Genomic DNA, 17,210 nt, shown 5'->3' with positions numbered 1-17,210 from the left:
ATAGAGAGCATGCCGGTGTTAACCTCCGACCGCAGCCTTGGTGACATTCACGCCAAGATCATAGACGAGCTGGCCCCCATAATAGCCGGTTGCCGTGACCAGGACCGCGCCGGCTATTTCAATGGCGGGAATAGCGAAACCCAGCGTCCTGAGTTCGCGATTTCGGATCCACAGCGCAAGCCGGATGACGCCCCATCCCAGAAAGGTAAAGGCGCTGATCGTGCCCAAGCCCTCATGTATCTCGGCTATTTCACTGCTGAAGCCGGCGGCCTCGGCATAATCAAGGGCCATCCCGCCGAAGAGCCAGGTGACGATGGCCAACAATCCCGCGGCGACGGCGACAAAGGTCGAAATCGTTCCGACGCCGGAGCGCATCGTTACCGCGTTGCTGCCGGCAAGCGCGGCGATATCGATGATCACGAGCGTGTAGATGAGCACAATGGGGAAATGCACCAGAATGGGATGGACGTGTTGGATCGCAGGCATCGGAAATTCTCTCCAGGAACGGTGAAAGGGGCAGCGTCAGACGTTCAGGTCCGTCAATCGTCGCTGTCGCCGAAACCTTCGTCGTCCCGATCAGCGCGAGCGCCGGACACGGATTTGCCGGCGTCGCATGCGTCATCGTCGACCCCTTTGACCGACTTCGGACCGGCAGAGCTCATCATGGGGATAGCCTGCAGGTCGATAGTTGTCGCGGAATCGGCCGGTGCTGCCGCGCATGACGCCTGGATGGATTCAGCGGCAGCGGGCATGGCAAAAGCGGTGAGACCTCCGAGGGCGACAAATAAAACAGGGAGATTGCGCATGATCTTCGTATCCTTCTCTGCCCACCCATCATCGGGCGCGGTGGCCCTTTGATAGAGATCTCGTGCTTGCCGCCGGCTGACGATGACTGACAGCGTTTTGACAGCTTTGGCGTGCGACAGCTCCCTCCCATGAAAACCGTGTTGATGCGCCTGGCAGTCCTGGCCGTGCTTATGCTGGCCATGTCCCTAGCCGTCCGCGCGCAGGACGACGACGATGATCACGATCGGGCACGCGAGCTTTATGAGCGCGGCGAGATCGAGGGCCTCGCCGATATCATGGCCATTGTCCGCGCCAAGGCTCCCGGTGAGATCGTTGCGGTCGATCTTATACGGGCAGGGGGCAAGTGGGTCTATCGATTCCAGGTGATCGCTGCCGATGGCAGGCGAAGGATCGTTGACGTCGATGCCGGGGCGGGCGGCGTCTCGAGTGGTGAGGGCGACCGCAAATGAAGATACTCGTGGCCGAGGACGAACCGCGTATCGCGGCCGATATCGGTGCGGTCTTGAAGGCGTCGGGCATGGCGGTCGATATCGTGAACGACGGAGAAGCGGCCTGGTTTGCCGGAGATGTCGAGAACTACGATGCGGCGATCCTGGACCTGGGATTGCCGAAGCTCGACGGCCTCACGGTGCTGAAGCGCTGGCGTGGCAATGGCCGGCGTTTTCCGGTGCTGATCCTGACGGCGCGGGGCCTGTGGACCGAGCGCGTCGAGGGTATCAATGCCGGCGCCGACGACTACCTTCCGAAGCCGTTCGAGATGGAGGAACTGCTTGCACGGCTGCGCGCCATCCTGCGCCGTTCAAGCGGGCAGGCGGCGCCGGTGCTGAAATCGGGCCCTTTGCTGCTCGACACGCGCCAGATGCGCATCTCGCTGCGCGGCGTCCCTATGGCGCTTTCACCGTTGGAGTATCGCCTCCTCGCCTTTCTCATGCATCATGCAGGTCGTGTGGTCGCGCCGACTGAACTGGCGGAGCATCTATACAGCTCCGACAATGACCGTGACCCGAACACGATCGAAGTCATCGTCGCGCGTCTGCGGCGGAAGCTTGGCAGCGATGTGATCGTGACGCGACGCGGGTTCGGATACCTGGTGCCCGACGGACCTGACTGATGCGCAATTCGATCCGCTTCAGGCTGTGGTCGGCCGCAGCCATATCGGTCGTGATCGCGCTTGGCGCAGCCGGCGTTGGCCTGCGTTATTTGTTCGAGCTGAATGTCGAGCGTCGCGTTGTCAGCGAGCTGACTGTCGATCTCAACGAGCTGATCGGCGCGACAAGCTTCGCAGCCGATGGCCGTCTGTCGGTCACGTCGACGATATCCGACCAGCGTTTCGCCATTCCGCTGTCGGGGCACTACTGGCAGGTGGAGGATCTGGCCACGCACAACCTCGTGCGATCGCGTTCGCTGTGGGATGCTACGCTCGCTTTGCCTGGCCAGGCGACCGGCGGTGAACTGCGCAAGGCAGAACTCACCGGGCCGGGCGGCGAGCTCACCGTTGCCGTCTTGCGCACGATCACCGATACCAACGGGCGTGCGTTCCGCGCGGTCGTGGCGGAAGACCATCGCAACGTGGAAGTCTCTGTCGGCGAATATGTCCGTGATCTGGCGCCAGCGCTCATGGTCCTCGCACTCGCCCTGATGGGAGCGTTCTTCATCCAGATCACCGTCGGTTTGGCGCCGCTGGAAGGCTTGCGGGTCGCCGTCAGAAACGTGATCGCGCAGCGCACCGCTCGGCTCGACGTGGCCGCACCGGCCGAGGTGCAGCCACTCGCCGACGAAATAAATCGCCTGCTCGACGCTCAGGAGAAAGCCCTCTCGCGGGCCCGCTCGCGCGCCACCGATCTTGCGCATGGCCTCAAGACCCCTCTTCAGGTGCTGTCCGCCGATATTCGAACCCTGCGCAAAAAAGGCGAAACCGAGCTTGCCGACGAGATCGAAAAGAGTACCGGTGCCATCCGCCGCCACGTCGAGCGGGAATTGGCGCGCGCCCGTCTGGCGCCTGGGGTCTCCGGCAAGGCTGCATGCCGGGTCCGGGAGGTGGCAGCTGGCGTGATCGCAGTGGTCAAACGCACGCCACAGGGCAAGCAGCTCTCGTTCGAGATTGATAGCACCGAGGATTTCATGGCGCCTATCGACGAAGGCGATCTATCGGAGATCCTGGGCAACCTGTTGGAAAATGCCGTGCGGTTCGCGAAATCGCTGATCCGCGTCAGCGCATCCGCGACGGCAGGCGAGGTCATCATCGCCGTGGTCGACGATGGCGCGGGGATCCCCGAGGCCGCACGGCATGCCGCCTTGTCCCGTGGCGTGCAGCTCGACAGCAGGGGCGGCGGCAGCGGTCTCGGCCTGGCGATCGTCTCGGATATTGTCGAGGCGTATGGCGGTCGCCTTGCGATGGCGAACGCCGGTCCTGGCCTGGCGGTTACGATCCACCTGCCTCGGCATGATTGAGCGTCAGGCAAAACCGGGGAAGTAGTCGACCTTTATCCTAGAACGGCTGACGCCCATGGCCAGAAGCTTCTGGCGCAACGCCTTGACCATCGCCTGGGGGCCGGAAATGTAGAAGGTGCGCTCGAGGTAGTCGGGCATGGTGAGGCGCACCAGGCGGGCGTCTATATAACCGGAATACTGGCCGCGCACGGCGCCTTTGGCCACCGCGTGGTAGGTTCTTATGCCCAGTTCGCGTTTCGCGGATCCGAGCACGTCTCGATAGGCGATGTCTTCCTGGCCTTCCGTTCCATAGAGAACGACGATGGGCCGTATTTCCTTGCGATCAATGAGATATTGCAGCATCGAGCGGAACGGCGTGATGCCGATACCGCCCGCCAGGAAAGCGATCTTGGTTTTCGGATCGGACGGCAGCGTGAAATCGCCGGCCAGTTGCGAAGCGTGGATCGTGGCGCCGGGCTTCATGGCGCCCAGCGCCCGTTTGAAGGCGCTCGATTGCGGATAGAACTTGACGCCTAGCCGCACCGATTGCTCGGTGGGAGATGAGGCGACGGTGAAATAGCGCCGGTTGCCGCGATTGTCGGAATGGTCGAGGCCTAGCGTCCACTCAAGATACTGGCCCGCCTGGAAGGCAAGCTTCCGCGGCGAGCTGAAGATGAAGTCATAGCTGTCGGCGGCCGTTTGCTCGATGCGTTCCAGTGTCAGCACGAAGCGGCCCTTCGGGCCAACCAAATAGGCGAAGAGATTGCCTGCCAGAAGCGCAAGTTCGGGTGTGAAATAGAACGAGCCGATATGGATGTTGGGCGCGAACAGGAAGCCGACGATGGCGGCAAAGGCGATACGCGGCCAGCGCTGTGCAGGCGCGGTCAGCGGCTCGGTCAGCATCACGAAGGCGAAGAACAGCAGCGGCGACGAGCTCAACGTCTCCTTGAGGGCATCGCCATATCGCGCGGGCTCGGTCGTCGCCAGGACGGTCATCACAGCCGCGGCCACAAATGTCGCGACGAGATCCAGGCGACGTAGCTTTCGGACAATGAGGATGCCGCCGATCAGCACCAGGGGAAGCAGCCAGGGATTGCCACCGACCCACCAGGTGGCGGGTCTGTCCAGCAGCAGCGCCGACAGCGCCACGCCGAAAGCCGATGGATTGAACAGATGTTTTCGGCCGACGGCGAAGATGAACTTGGATGAGATCGCCCAGACAGAAGCGAAAGCGACGGCTGCGATGCCGTTCAGGTCCGTGACGGCAACCGGATCCAGGATGAGGGCCAGAATGAGTGCGGTGATGTAGACGGATTCGCTGTTCGCCGGAACCTCGAAGACCAGCGCGAAGGCCTTGTTGGTAACCCAGCAGGCCGATATCGTCAGGGCTGTGGTGTCAGCAAATGCAAGCGGATCATGTGGCACGAGCTTGACGAAGCAGAAGGCGAAGGCCGTGCCCAGCAGCGCCATCAGATAATAGAGCACCAGCCGGTACATGGTCAGGTGGTCCAGGAACCGGTCGATTGCCTTGATCATGGTACGCAAAGGTCTCCGAATCTGCTTGTCGGCGTGGCGCGGCCGTTGATGTCGACGAGATAGCCCTCCAGTCCCGGAGTCTGCTCGATGAAGAGAATACCGTCCCGGCCCATGGCGAAGGCAGCGGTGGCGAAGCGATCGGCCTCCAGCACATCGGATCCGATGACCGTCAGGCTGACGATGTCGGTGATGGCGTCGGAAGGCTCATGGGGATTGTAGATGTGCTGGCCGCGCGCATAGGTGCCAGACGTGGCGACGCCGCGACCGCGCGGATAGATGATCTTGATGATCTCGTCCGCCTTGAAGGGGTTGCGGACGCCGACGCTCCAGTCTTGCCCGGATGCACTCTTGCCCAAGGACTGAATGTCGCCGCCCGCGTCGATGAAGAAGTGGCAGACACCGGCCTGGCGGACAATTTCGGCGGCATTGCGGATGGCCCAGCCCTTGACGATACCGGACGGGTCAAGCGAGCCATCGGCCTTGCGGATGTCGAAAAATCCACCTGTCTCGTTCTTTGTCCGCTCGGCGAGCGCCAGCACCTGCATCATCTCGCCGCTCCAATCCCTGACCGGAACGTCGCCCCGGTTGATGGCGGAAATCTCGCTGTCGGTCCTGTAGGTGCTGAAGCGCCGATCGATTTGCTCGAAATAGTCGAAGACGGAGTCGATCAGCGTGCCGGGCACGCCACCGACATCTACCGTGATCGGCATTCCCATCAGAATTCGGGTTTCGCGCATGGCGTCAGGAAGAAGCCTTCCTCAAGGCGCCGCCGAGGGACTGGATAAAGGCCTTGCTGGTCAGCGTCGCGCCCGAGATGATGTCCACATCGGCGCTTTGCGCGCTGATCGCTTCGTCGCGCAGCATCGGCAATGCCTGCCGGTTGATGTTGACCGACGTACGGCGGTCATTGGGGTATTTCAGGACCTTGAGTGCCGTGAGGCGGCCATCCTGGACAAGGGCCTGGATCTGAATGATGCCGTAGTAGGCGTCGGCCGCAGGGCCGGTGAAGACTCCGTCGGTATAGCCGTGCGCCGCGAGCTTCATGCCCGCCTGGATGAAGCTCGCTTGGGGATAATCCGGCCGCGGCTGCGGAATGGGAATGTAGACGGTTGGCGTTACCGCGAATGACAGTGCCTGTGGCAGCGCGCGATCCGCTCTCGGGAGTTCCACCTTCGGCGCCGCTGGCGCAGGCGATGGATGTGTGATTTCCGGGTGGCTATCGGCAAAGGCGGGCCGTGAGGCCGCTACGGCAATCGTCGCGGAGGTATCCTTCCTGGCTTCGACCGTTTTGCGTGGTGCCGGCACCCTTGGCACATCCAACTGGGGAACCACCGGCTGGGTCGCCGCCGGCGCTCGAACGGGATCGGCCGGGGCAAGCGAAGTGACCGGCGGCAACGCGCTCTGCTCTGCCGCATTGGCCCCTTGTGTGTCGATCAGATCGTTGTCGGGAAGCTTGCCTGCCTGATCCCAGACATAAGCTCCTGACGAGGCGATCACGAAGAGAGACAAGGCGATCTGTTTCATAAGCATTGTTCCAGTTCGAACGCGCTGCGGGTGGACCGTTGCGTGGTGTCGGGAGCAATATCTCATGAGCCAGCTGACAACTGGCTGTCAGCGACTGGGTTTGCGAGAAATATCCGATCGGCGGACTGCGGTCGCAAATTGACTTTGATCAAGGCATTTGCTCGGGTCGAGGGGCAGTCTTGGTCGAGCTGCCTTCCTCTGCTGGCCGATGTGGACGCAAACGATGACCGAACCGATTGTTCCCTTGCTCAGATGAGTCGCCTTCATACCGAAAATCACCTGGTGTCGCGCATCGGCTGGTTGCGCGCCGCGGTGCTCGGCGCCAACGACGGCATCGCCTCGACCGCCAGCCTGATCATTGGGGTTGCAAGCGCCAACGCCACCACGGCCAGCGTGCTGGTGGCCGGCGTCGCGGGTCTGGTGGCGGGCGCCATGTCGATGGCCGCCGGCGAATATGTGTCGGTCAGCTCCCAGGCTGACACCGAGCACGCAGATCTCGCGCGTGAACGGAAGGAACTGGCTAGCCAACCCGAGTTCGAGAGGCAGGAGCTTGCCCAGATCTACGTGGATCGCGGTGTGGAGCCTCAGTTGGCGTTGCAGGTGGCTGACCAGTTGATGGCCAAGGACGCTCTTGGCGTGCACGCCCGCGACGAACTTGGTATTTCCGAAGTAACCGCTGCGCGACCGATACTGGCCGCGCTCGCTTCGGCGGCGGCGTTTTCAATCGGCGCGCTCCTGCCGTTGGCGATGGTGCTGCTGTCGCCGCCCGCGAGACTGGTTGCCGTCGTTTCCATCGCGTCACTGTTGTTCCTGGCCGTGCTCGGTGCGATCGGCGCGAGGGCTGGCGGCGCCAATGTACTGAAAGCCACCGCTCGCGTCACTTTTTGGGGTGCGCTGGCAATGGCACTAACCGCAGGCATTGGAGCAATATTCGGTACCGTCAGCTAGGTTCCTCGGCGAGAAAGTCGGTCCGTCTGGCGAAGCAATTCCACGAAATGGATAGCTCCTTGATCGAGATCAACGTCGCGTGCCGCCTCAGATGGCAATGAACTGTCGTCTGGGGAGGTGACGACATGAGCTTTCTCGAATATCTGATCGGTGTTGACGCCAGAACTGCGTTGATGGGACGCATGATGCAGAAGACGGGTGTCGACAGGCAGCTGAAAGTTGTCGCGGATCATGCAGCCGTCACCAGCCGTGCTGTCGACCGGTGCCGGTCTTGCGGCCATCAGGACGAATGCGCGGCCTGGCTCGACGAAACCGCGCATGCCGACCATCCGCCCGCCTATTGTCGCAATAGCGACTTGATCGCTCGATTGCAGTCCGTTCGTGATTGAGCCTTGATGCTGAACGAAACGAGCTGCTTGACGAGCGGGAGCAACCAAGCTCGGAAGGCCCGGCGGTAGACTGATGTCAAACAGCCTGTTTCTTCTCGAAGCATTTCTGGTCTTTGTCGCTCCGGGGCCAACCAACGCTCTCCTGATGGCGGGCGCGGCCAAGCGCGAGCAGACGACCAGGCTCCTGGCGGCACAGGCGTGCGGCTACGGGATCGCGGCAGGTTTCTGGCTCATGTCGCGTCCATTGATGCCGCCTGACGCCATTCAGACGCTCAAATTCATCGCGGTTGGATGGCTTTCAGTCCTTGGGCTGCGCCTGATGGCCAGCAACCCTATCGACGTATCGGGCCGCCGCGATCGCCTTTCGCTGCTGGCAACCACCGCGCTCAACCCGAAGGCTTTCATCTATTGCCTGGCGATGGTGCCGATGGGTGCTGGCCCGGACGAACTTGGTGTCTCCTGGCTGATCCTTGTCGGAAACACCGCCTTGACGGGATCGCTTTGGGTTTTGCTGGGCAAGCGGCTTCGCGGAGGCAGGCGGATAGCCGATAAGGTCGTGGGCGCGGCGCTTGTTGGATTTGCCATGCTGCTGCTTCGGCCGTTGTTTATCGCGATCTGACGCACGTCAGGAAGCGCTGAGCGCACCGCGCCTGTCGCGGTTAGGCTCAGGGGCCGAACCAACATCGAGCGATAAACGCCGACGCCCCGTCACGAGACAAGCACGACCGACAACGGTCCGGCGCAGAAGAGCTTGTCCGTGACTTTCTTGACCCCGGCGACGTTCTCCGCAGCAACAACGGCGGCCTTTCGCTGGCGCTCGTCGAAAATGGCGCCGTTCAGTTCGACCTCTCCTTTTTTGACAGTTACACCGATAAGATCGCCGCCGATGCTCCAGGATTGCCCTCTCAGTTCGGCGACAATGTTCCTGCGTATGACCTCGTCATCGATCGTGGTCGCGCCTGATTTCGGCAACGTGCGAAGGAGGGTGCGCATCAGATCGGAGCGGCTGACGATGCCGACAATGTTGCCCGCATCAAGGATCGGGACGTTTCTAATGTCGTTTATCACCATGAGCTCGACGATGTCGGCCAGCGAGGCGCCGGGCGCTGCCGAAACGACGCCGGTCGTCATCACCTCGTCCACCCGGCGTCCATTCGAACGAACGTATTCGTCGGCCGCCTTGCCAGGACCAACAAGAAATTCGAGCCAGCGAGGCCGCGCCCGCCTGGTGCCAAGCTCGCCTCGGCGCAGGAAATCGCCTTCACTGATGACGCCAGTCAACAATCCGTCGTCTCCCACGACCGGCAGGCAACGGATGTTCCCGGTCAGCATCAGATGGGCCGCTTCCGCGACCGAAGCGGAGGCGGCGATCGTGACCACCGGCGCCGTCATGATGTCCTGAGCTTGCATCGAAATCTCCCGCCTTTCGTCAGGGCCTTTTTCGGACATAGGGGGCAACGGCGCTTTGATACGCGTCAGTTTGATTGCCGCCCCTCGTTGTCTCGCACTTCGGGCTCGAACAGAATCCGCTCGGCAGCGCCATCGAGATCTTCGTACTGGCCACTGCGCAGCGCCCACAGGAAGCCGGACAAGCCGAGTGCGCCCAGGAACAGGGCTACCGGAATGAGATAGACGAGCGTGGTCATGGACGAGCCGCGCTGATGAGGTCGGAGCGGCGTCGGGCCGGGGAGGCTTCAGGTGCCGCTCGCGCCGTTGCCAGAAGCCGCATCGCATTGGCGATGACGATCAGCGAGGAGGCGCTCATCGCGATCGCCGCGATGAGCGGCGTCACATAGCCCAGAACGGCGATCGGAACGGCGAAGGCGTTATACACGATCGCGATGCCGATGTTCTCGCGAATGAGACGGCCAGCTTTGCGAGAGACATCCATCGCCAGTGGGACCCCAAGCAGACTTTCGCGCAGGAAGACGAAATCCGCGGCCTGGCGGCCAATGTCGGCCGCAGTTGCCGGAGCCATCGAAACGTAGGCTGCTCGCAATGCCGGTGTGTCGTTGAGGCCGTCGCCCACCATCAGCACCTTGTGCCCGGCGCGGGTCAGCGTTTCGATCCACTCCACCTTTCCCGAGGGCAGCAGCGCAGGAACGAAGCTGTCGATTCCCAACGATTTGGCAACTTCGCCGCAGGCCTTCGCGGTGTCTCCGGACAACATATCGACCGAAGCCCCGGCGTTCTTCAACTCTCGGATCGTTGCCTTAGCGTCTTGCCGAAGGGCGTCCTCGAAGGCGAAGCACGCGACGATGTTTCCATTCTTGGAAAGCACGGTGCCGCCATAGCCGCCGAGCTTGCCTTCGCCGCCAGTGCTGGCCTTCCAGCCCGCCCATCCGCGTCTTCCAAGCCGCCACGTATTCCCTCCCGTTATGGCTTCGATGCCGAAGCCCGGATGCTCACTGACAGATTCGACACTGGGCTGGCCGACATACGCCGCGTAAGGGGCGATCGCTCTCGAGAACGGATGGTGGGAATGAGTCGCCATGTCTGCCGCGATCGCAAGAACGGTCGGATCGATCGAGGATGCATTCATCAGTTTTGGACGCCCGAGCGTGAGCGTCCCGGTCTTGTCGAACACAGCCGTGTCGATCGCGGCGAGACGCTCCATGGCTGAACCGTCCTTGACCATGATGCCGGCCTCAAACAGGCGTCTGGCCGCAACGACCTGAACGATCGGAACCGCAAGGCCGAGCGCGCAGGGGCAGGTTATGATCAGCACGGCGATGGCGATGGTGAGAGCCTGGTGCCAATCGCCGGAAGCGGCCATCCAGCCGAGGAATGTCACAAAGGCCGCCAGATGGACGACGGGCGCATAGAGCCCGGATACGCGATCGGCGATACGACGGTAACGCGAGCGGCCGCTTTCCGCGGCCTCCATCAGCCGAACCATTTCCGCCAGAAACGAATCCTTCGCGGCGGCGGTTGCCTGCATCGTCAGCGGGCCGGTCAGGTTGAGCGTGCCGGCCTGCACGTGAGCGCCGGCTCCGACCGCCTTTGGAGCGCTCTCCCCGGAGACGATCGAGCAATCCAGGTCGGAATTCCCGCTGACGATATCGCCGTCCACCGGTATGCGTTCTCCAGCGGCGATGAGCAGGCGCATTCCGGGCATCAGTTCGGCGAGGGGCAGGTATTCGCGCTTGCCGTCGTCGCCCAAGACAAGCGAACCTCGCGACGCCAGCCTCGATAGACCATTGACGGCAGTCCGCGCCCGCTCCCGCATGACATGGTCCAGGGTGCGGCCGATCAGCAGGAAGAAAAGCAGCGAAACCGAGGCGTCGAAATAGGCGTGTTCGCCATGGTTGATCGTCTCGTAAAGGCTCATCGCGTAAGCAAGCGACACACCCACCACGATCGGAACGTCCATGTTCATGCGGCCATGGCGCAGCGCGTTCGCGGCAGAGCGGAAGTAGATGCCGCCGGCGAAAGCCAGCGCCGGGATGGCGATCAACGCGGACAGCCAATGAAACAGATCCCGCGTCGCTCCGTCGGCGCCGGACCAGACCGACACCGACAGCAGCATGATGTTGCCGGCCGCAAAGCCGGCAACGGCGACGGCGCGGATCAACTCCGATAGCGTCCTGTCCTTCTCGTCGATTTCCCGATCGAACAGATGTGCTTGATAACCGAGACGACCGAGCACCGCAAAGAACGGCGGTACAGCATCTCCGTGCCAGAGGATTGATACACGCTTCGTCGACAGGTTGACGCGAGCGGATTCGACATTCTCGAGCGAGTCGAGCGCAGCTTCGATCGATTGGATACAAGCCCCGCAATGAATCGTCGGCACCGAGAGGTCAGTCTGATGGATGCCGCCGCCCAAAGAGCGGCTGGCCAGCTTCACTTCTTCGCTGGACGGCACAGCGGATGCCGCGTCCGCGGCCTCCAGAGCCATCTCGGCTCCCGGCGCGCAACAGCTCATTGCAGGGCTCCGTTCTCGATCATGACGCGGCGAACATCGCGGAAAGGAGAGGCAAGGCCCGCGTCGGCGTCGATCTCGACGATCCAGACGCCGTCCTTCGGCGTGTGCCGCACGGCAAACTCTACTGCGCTCCCCGGTGTGGTGCCGGCCGGCGCGGGAAGCGTGAGCGCCTCGTCTTCCGCCTCGTAAGCCGGATGCCGGAACAATATTCTGACGCCATGCAGCGGCAGCGTTTTGCCATCCGCATCAACCAGACTGTAGCGGACTTCTCCAGAGGCGATGGCGAGCTTGCCTGTCCAGCCTAGTGCCGCCTGCGCTCGTCCTTTCCGAGCCTCCTCATTGAACTGCTGGCTCGCCCCATAGGTATTCTCGACGACGAGGCCGGTCCAGCTCTTCCGGGCCAGCATGGCCATGGTGACGTTGACCCCGATCACCACGGCGAAGAACGCCAGAATGGAGATCAACATGTGCTTGCCGGTGAACTCGCGCGGCTTGCGCATTTCGACGCTCATCTGCTGTTCTCCGGGGCATTGAAAGTGGCCGTGTATTCGGCGGCTTCGGAACTTGCCGTGTCGTCTATGCGGAATTTGAACGTCTGCGCCGGCTTCCTGATCTGATCGGCCGGCTGACGGACGAAGACCTTCAGCGTCTTCAGCCGGTCGGGTTCAACCCGGATGGAGAACGAGCGACTTGCGGGTTCGTCGATGCCCACAATGCTCATCTCGCCGCCGTCGAGACCCTGCAGCGTGACCTCGATCGTCCTCGGCTCAGGTATCATGTTGAGCAGTTTGACGGTGTAGCCGTTGCGGATGGAGCCGTCCGAGAGGGTCACGAACTGAGGATTGCGGTCGTGCAGGACATTCAGTTCCAGCCGTTCACGCGTCAGCAGCGAATAGACGAGGACCAATCCGATCGCCGACCATGCGCCGAGATAGATGTAGGTGCGCAACCGGAAGATCTTGCCCAGATGGAAATGCGCCAGGCCGTCGACGAAAGCGCCGCTCGTTGTTCTTACCAGCGACGGATCGACTGAACGTGTGCCACCCGCGGTCGCGACCGCCATGTTCGCGTTGTAGTCCGCCAATGTTGCGTAGGAGATCAGCCCGCGCTCGCGGCCGAGCTTGTCCATGACACCATCGCAGGCATCGATGCAGAGCGCGCAGGTAATGCATTCGAGCTGCTGTCCGTCGCGGATGTCGATCCCCATCGGGCAGACGGCAACGCAGGCGTTGCAGTCGACGCAATCGCCGGCCGGCAAACCGGCGGCAAGAGCCTTCTTGGCGTGGCGCGAACGCGGTTCGCCGCGCCAGTCGTTGTATGTGACGGTCAGCGAGTTTTCATCGAGCATGGCGGCCTGAATTCGCGGCCAGGGGCACATGTAAGTGCAGACCTGTTCGCGCATCAGTCCGCCAAAGACGTAGGTTGTGCCGGTGAGCACAGCGATCGTGACATAGGCGACAGGCGCGGCCGTGCCGGTGACGACTTCGCCGAGCAGCTTCGGCGCATCGGCGAAGTAGAAAATCCAGGCGCCGCCCGTGGCGACCGCGATGATGAGCCAGATCACATGCTTGGATGCGCGCAGGACAAGTTTGCGCATACCCCACGGGGCCCCTTCAAGCTTGATGCGGGCATTGCGATCGCCTTCGATCGCGCGCTCAACGACGAGGAACAGGTCCACCCAGACCGTCTGTGGGCAGGCATAGCCGCACCAGGCTCGTCCGACCGTCGATGTGATCAGGAAAAGGCCGATGCCCGCCATCATGAGAAGACCGGCAACGTAGTAGAATTCCTGTGGCCAGATCTCAATGAAGAAGAAATAAAACCGGCGATTGGCCAGATCGACGAGGACGGCCTGGTCGGGTGCAAACGGGCCGCGATCCCAGCGCAGCCATGGCGTCACGTAATAGATGCCGAGCGTGATCGCCATCACCAGCCATTTGAACTGGCGGAAGCGGCCGGATGCTCGCTTTGGAAAGATTTTCTTGCGCGCGGCGTAAAGCGGCTGTCGAGTCCGTGCGGAGTTGACCGCTTCGGCCTCGAGCCGTTCCACTTGCGTCTGATCCAGCACGATTTTCTCCAATCGCTGCGAAGCGGTGCCGCCTTTGCGGGGCAGTCTTGCAATCGCTCACGCTGCATCGCGTTGATGCAGGTCAAATTAGGGATCAAAACAAGTCGAGGCCCGGCGTCGCCGGGCCTCGTCGCCTGGCTGCCGAGAGCAAAGAACAGGCCCGCGCCTATTCTCCACCGCCAAGCGAATGGACGTAGACGGCCAGTTCCTTAACTGTCGTCTCGCCGAGCCGGCCGACCCATGCGGGCATCACGCCGTTCTTCGGCGTACGCACCTGCGAAGCGATCGCCGCCTCGCCGGAGCCATGGAGCCAGATCGCATCCGTCAGATCGGGTGCGCCGAGGTCGCGATTGCCTTTTGCGTTGTCGCCGTGGCAGGCGGCGCAATTGTCAGCGAAGACCTTCGCGCCAGGTTCGATCAAGCTCTTCTCGCGCACCGGTCCCGAAAGGCTGGCTACGAAGGCGCTGACCTGCGCGATCTGATCCGGCTTAAGCACGTCGACAAAGGCTGGCATCTCGGACTGGCGGGTCTCGGCGTCGGCCGCGAACCGGATGCCGTGGGTGATCGTCTGCTGGATCTGCTCCGCCTTGCCGCCCCAAAGCCAATCGTCGTCATTGAGGTTCGGAAAGTCTGGCGATCCTTGGGCGCCGGAGCCGTGGCACTGCACGCAGTTGACCTTGAATGCAGCGCCGCCCGCCGCAACCGCGAATTCGCGCAAAGCGTCGTCCGTGGCAATCTCCGAGACCGTCTTGGATTGTATTGCCGCCACATATTTTGCCTTGGCTGACTCCGCTGCGGCCAGTTCATTCTTGACGCCGTTGCGGCTGGAAAAGCCTATAACGCCCTTGGTAGCGGAACTCAGCATCGGCCATGCGGGGTAGGCAATCGTGTAGGCGATCGCCCAGGCGATGGTGATGTAAAAGGTTATCACCCACCAGCGTGGCAACGGGTTGTTCAGTTCCTTGATCCCGTCCCACTCATGGCCGGTGGTCGTGACGCCCGAGATTTCATCGATATGCTCATTGCTCATGATCAGTCGTCCTGGAGAGGGATCTGGGCGGCGTGGTCGGCATGCGCCTTGCCACCCGGGCGAAGCGCAAAAGCAATGCAGCCGACAAAGAACAGGGCCATGGCAAGCAAGCCCCAACTATCGGCGAATTCCCGCATCAAGTTGTAGTCCATTGGTTGATCTCCTCAGCGGTAGCCGGCGGCTTCGTCGTAGTTCTTGAAATCGACAAGAGTGCCGAGCATCTGAAGGTAGGCCACCAAGGCGTCCATCTCGGTGACCTGCTGGGGGTTGCCGTCGAAGTCGCCGGTCTTGGCCTTTGGATATCTCTTCTCCAGGCCCGACGTGTCCGCATTGGGATCGGCCTGCGCCATCAGATCCGCATTGGCATTGGCGATCATGTCGTCGGAGTAGGGGACGCCGACGCGCCGGTTGGCGACAAGATGTGTCGAAAAGTTCTTCACCTCGATCGGCGTGTCCTTCAGGAACGCGTAGCGCGGCATGATCGACTCGGGCACGACGGAACGCGGATCGCTAAGATGCTGGACGTGCCAGCTGTTGGAGTAGCGGTCGCCGACGCGAGCGAGATCCGGGCCGGTTCGCTTGGATCCCCACTGGAACGGGTGGTCGTACATCGACTCGGCCGCCAGGCTGTAGTGGCCGTAGCGCTCCACCTCGTCGCGGAATGGCCTGATCATCTGGCTGTGGCAGAGATAGCATCCCTCGCGCACGTAGATGTTGCGACCGGCAAGCTCGAGCGGCGAGTAGGGCCGCATGCCGTCGACCTTCTCGATCGTGTTGTCGAGATAGAAGAGCGGCGCGATCTCGACGATGCCGCCGACTGTCACTACCAGCAGGGATCCGACGAGAAGCAGGGTTGCGTTCTTCTCGATCAGAGCGTGTCTATCCATCAGGCCCATGTCAGGCTCCTCATTCGGCAGGCTGGAGAGCGGGCGCGGAGCCCGGCAGGGTTTGTTCCTCGCGCTGGTAGCCGCGGATGGTCATGGTGATGTTCCAGGCCATGATCAGGGCGCCGGCGAGATACATGGCGCCGCCGGCGGCGCGCATGATGTAATAGGGATGCATGGCGGCGACGGTCTCGGCGAAGGAATAGACGAGGAAGCCCTGTTCGTCGTACTCGCGCCACATGAGCCCCTGCATGATGCCGGAAACCCACATCACTGCCGCGTAGACCACGATGCCGAGCGTGGCCAGCCAGAAGTGCCACGTCACGAGTCGGGTCGAATAGAGTTGCGGCCGGTTCCACAGTTTAGGCACCATGTAGTAGATGGCGCCGAACGAGATCAGGCCGACCCAGCCGAGCGCGCCGGAATGGACATGGCCGATTGTCCAGTCGGTGTAGTGGGACAACGAGTTGACGGTCTTGATCGACATCATCGGGCCTTCGAAGGTCGACATGCCGTAGAAGGCGATCGCCGCGACCATCATGCGGACGATCGGGTCCGTGCGGATCTTGTCCCAGGCGCCGGAGAGCGTCATGAGGCCGTTGATCATGCCGCCCCAGGAAGGCATCCACAGCATGATCGAGAACACCATGCCCAGCGTCTGCGCCCAGTCGGGCAGGGCGGTGTAGTGGAGGTGGTGCGGGCCCGCCCAGATGTACAGGAAGATCAGCGCCCAGAAGTGAATGATCGAAAGGCGGTAGGAATAGACCGGCCGGTTCACCTGCTTGGGCACGAAATAATACATCATGCCGAGGAAGCCCGCGGTCAGGAAGAAGCCGACCGCATTGTGCCCGTACCACCACTGAGTGAGCGCGTCCTGCACACCTGAGAAGGCTGAGTAGCTCTTTGATCCCAGGAACGAGGCCGGAATCGACAGGTTGTTGACGACGTGCAGCATCGCGATGGTGACGATGAAGGACAGGTAGAACCAGTTGGCGACGTAGATGTGCGGTTCCTTGCGCTTCAAAATGGTGCCAAGGAAGAGGATCAGATACGCGACCCAGACGATCGTCAGCCAGATGTCGACATACCATTCCGGCTCGGCGTATTCGCGGCTCTCGGTGATCCCCAGTAGATAGCCGGTCGCGGCCATGACGATGAAGAGCTGATATCCCCAGAACACGAACCAGGCGAGATTGCCGCCAAACAGCCGCGCCCGACAGGTGCGCTGCACGACATAAAGCGATGTGCAAAGCAGCGCGTTGCCGCCAAAGGCAAAGACGACGCCGGAGGTGTGAACAGGCCGCAGCCGGCCGAAATTGAACCAGGGTTGGATGTTTAGGTCGGGGAAAGCAAGCTGAAGCGCGATGATGACGCCCACCAGCATGCCGACGACGCCCCAGAACATGGTCGCTATGGCACCGTAGCGGATCGGACCATCCATATAGGCGTCAGGGACGACTGGCGCCGCGGGCTTGAAATCCGAATTACGGAGCAAGATCGCGGTGAAGCCAGCCACCGCGAAGAACAAAACCCACATGTGCTGGCGAAAAGGTTCATCCGCGCCGAAGCCGGCCGCCACAAGGGCCGCAAAAGCAAACAGCCCTAAAAGGACGATCTCTGTGCCAAATTTCATCGCAAGTCCCCGATCTCGAACTAGCGGCTGATG

Annotated in this window: 20 protein-coding genes; 6 read left to right on the top strand and 14 right to left on the bottom strand. The window is 62.0% G+C overall.

Annotated features, from left to right (window positions below):
* Positions 1-18: 18 nt before the first annotated feature.
* Complete coding sequence (locus P9273_RS09405) at positions 19-486, bottom strand: DUF2231 domain-containing protein (RefSeq protein WP_336619375.1); 468 nt, start codon at positions 484-486, stop codon at positions 19-21.
* A gap of 53 nt (positions 487-539) precedes the next feature.
* Positions 540-806, bottom strand: a complete 267-nt coding sequence (locus tag P9273_RS09400) for a hypothetical protein (RefSeq protein ID WP_278048658.1) — start codon at positions 804-806, stop codon at positions 540-542.
* A 129-nt stretch (positions 807-935) separates the two neighbouring features.
* Here P9273_RS09400 and P9273_RS09395 point away from each other — a divergent pair, with 129 nt between their 5' ends.
* Genes P9273_RS09395 through P9273_RS09385 form a run of 3 tightly spaced genes read left to right on the top strand, consistent with a single transcriptional unit; the run spans position 936 to position 3,258 of the window.
* Positions 936-1,256, top strand: coding sequence for a PepSY domain-containing protein (locus tag P9273_RS09395; protein WP_278048657.1), 321 nt, complete (start codon positions 936-938; stop codon positions 1,254-1,256).
* The gene (locus tag P9273_RS09390; RefSeq protein ID WP_278048656.1) at positions 1,253-1,918 is read left to right on the top strand and encodes a response regulator transcription factor; all 666 of its coding nucleotides are present in this window, start codon (positions 1,253-1,255) and stop codon (positions 1,916-1,918) included. The genes P9273_RS09395 and P9273_RS09390 overlap by 4 nt, the downstream gene beginning before the upstream one ends.
* Entirely contained in the window at positions 1,918-3,258 is a 1,341-nt protein-coding gene (locus P9273_RS09385; protein ID WP_278048655.1) for a sensor histidine kinase, read from the top strand. Before P9273_RS09390 ends, P9273_RS09385 begins: the two co-directional genes overlap by 1 nt.
* Positions 3,259-3,261: 3 nt before the next feature.
* On the opposite strand, the gene P9273_RS09380 is transcribed toward P9273_RS09385, so the two are convergent.
* From P9273_RS09380 to P9273_RS09370, 3 genes are read right to left on the bottom strand one after another with little or no spacing between them, the layout of a single operon-like run.
* Positions 3,262-4,773: an RnfABCDGE type electron transport complex subunit D gene (locus P9273_RS09380; RefSeq protein WP_278048654.1), complete on the bottom strand. Its 1,512-nt coding sequence runs from the start codon at positions 4,771-4,773 to the stop codon at positions 3,262-3,264.
* Positions 4,770-5,483, bottom strand: coding sequence for an FAD:protein FMN transferase (locus P9273_RS09375; protein WP_278048653.1), 714 nt, complete (start codon positions 5,481-5,483; stop codon positions 4,770-4,772). The genes P9273_RS09380 and P9273_RS09375 overlap by 4 nt, the downstream gene beginning before the upstream one ends.
* A gap of 31 nt (positions 5,484-5,514) precedes the next feature.
* Positions 5,515-6,297 (bottom strand): FMN-binding protein, encoded by a 783-nt coding sequence (locus tag P9273_RS09370; protein ID WP_278048652.1) that lies wholly within the window; start codon positions 6,295-6,297, stop codon positions 5,515-5,517.
* Between the two features lie 252 nt (positions 6,298-6,549).
* Between P9273_RS09370 and P9273_RS09365 the strand changes: the two genes are divergently transcribed.
* The 3 genes from P9273_RS09365 to P9273_RS09355 all read left to right on the top strand — a co-directional run bounded on the left by P9273_RS09365 (position 6,550) and on the right by P9273_RS09355 (position 8,253).
* A complete protein-coding gene (locus P9273_RS09365) occupies positions 6,550-7,245 on the top strand; it encodes a VIT1/CCC1 transporter family protein (RefSeq protein ID WP_278049019.1) in 696 nt (231 codons plus the stop codon).
* Between the two features lie 125 nt (positions 7,246-7,370).
* Entirely contained in the window at positions 7,371-7,634 is a 264-nt protein-coding gene (locus tag P9273_RS09360) for a DUF6455 family protein (RefSeq protein WP_278048651.1), read from the top strand.
* Between the two features lie 73 nt (positions 7,635-7,707).
* Entirely contained in the window at positions 7,708-8,253 is a 546-nt protein-coding gene (locus tag P9273_RS09355; protein WP_278048650.1) for a hypothetical protein, read from the top strand.
* Between the two features lie 89 nt (positions 8,254-8,342).
* On the opposite strand, the gene P9273_RS09350 is transcribed toward P9273_RS09355, so the two are convergent.
* The 9 genes from P9273_RS09350 to ccoN all read right to left on the bottom strand — a co-directional run bounded on the left by P9273_RS09350 (position 8,343) and on the right by ccoN (position 17,177).
* Complete coding sequence (locus tag P9273_RS09350; protein ID WP_336619374.1) at positions 8,343-9,083, bottom strand: CBS domain-containing protein; 741 nt, start codon at positions 9,081-9,083, stop codon at positions 8,343-8,345.
* A 26-nt stretch (positions 9,084-9,109) separates the two neighbouring features.
* Positions 9,110-9,280, bottom strand: a complete 171-nt coding sequence (gene ccoS / locus P9273_RS09345) for a cbb3-type cytochrome oxidase assembly protein CcoS (RefSeq protein WP_278048649.1) — start codon at positions 9,278-9,280, stop codon at positions 9,110-9,112.
* Complete coding sequence (locus tag P9273_RS09340) at positions 9,277-11,562, bottom strand: cation-translocating P-type ATPase (RefSeq protein WP_278048648.1); 2,286 nt, start codon at positions 11,560-11,562, stop codon at positions 9,277-9,279. The genes ccoS and P9273_RS09340 overlap by 4 nt, the downstream gene beginning before the upstream one ends.
* Positions 11,559-12,074, bottom strand: a complete 516-nt coding sequence (locus tag P9273_RS09335; protein ID WP_278048647.1) for a FixH family protein — start codon at positions 12,072-12,074, stop codon at positions 11,559-11,561. The genes P9273_RS09340 and P9273_RS09335 overlap by 4 nt, the downstream gene beginning before the upstream one ends.
* Positions 12,071-13,630, bottom strand: a complete 1,560-nt coding sequence (ccoG, locus tag P9273_RS09330; protein WP_278048646.1) for a cytochrome c oxidase accessory protein CcoG — start codon at positions 13,628-13,630, stop codon at positions 12,071-12,073. Before ccoG ends, P9273_RS09335 begins: the two co-directional genes overlap by 4 nt.
* Positions 13,631-13,796: 166 nt before the next feature.
* Positions 13,797-14,660 carry a cytochrome-c oxidase, cbb3-type subunit III gene (gene ccoP / locus P9273_RS09325; RefSeq protein ID WP_278048645.1) on the bottom strand — a complete coding sequence of 288 codons (864 nt, stop codon included), beginning with the start codon at positions 14,658-14,660 and terminating at the stop codon, positions 13,797-13,799.
* A gap of 2 nt (positions 14,661-14,662) precedes the next feature.
* Positions 14,663-14,812, bottom strand: a complete 150-nt coding sequence (locus P9273_RS09320) for a cbb3-type cytochrome c oxidase subunit 3 (protein ID WP_112097608.1) — start codon at positions 14,810-14,812, stop codon at positions 14,663-14,665.
* Positions 14,813-14,824: 12 nt separating this feature from the next.
* Positions 14,825-15,556, bottom strand: a complete 732-nt coding sequence (ccoO, locus tag P9273_RS09315) for a cytochrome-c oxidase, cbb3-type subunit II (RefSeq protein WP_140836256.1) — start codon at positions 15,554-15,556, stop codon at positions 14,825-14,827.
* Between the two features lie 10 nt (positions 15,557-15,566).
* Positions 15,567-17,177 carry a cytochrome-c oxidase, cbb3-type subunit I gene (ccoN, locus tag P9273_RS09310; protein WP_278048644.1) on the bottom strand — a complete coding sequence of 537 codons (1,611 nt, stop codon included), beginning with the start codon at positions 17,175-17,177 and terminating at the stop codon, positions 15,567-15,569.
* Positions 17,178-17,210 lie beyond the last annotated feature (33 nt).

The organism is Mesorhizobium sp. WSM4935 (assembly GCF_029625735.1).
In the GTDB taxonomy this organism is placed as follows: domain Bacteria; phylum Pseudomonadota; class Alphaproteobacteria; order Rhizobiales; family Rhizobiaceae; genus Mesorhizobium.
The sequence above is the reverse complement of the archived record's forward strand: the minus strand, read 5'-3'. Positions and strand labels throughout refer to the sequence as shown.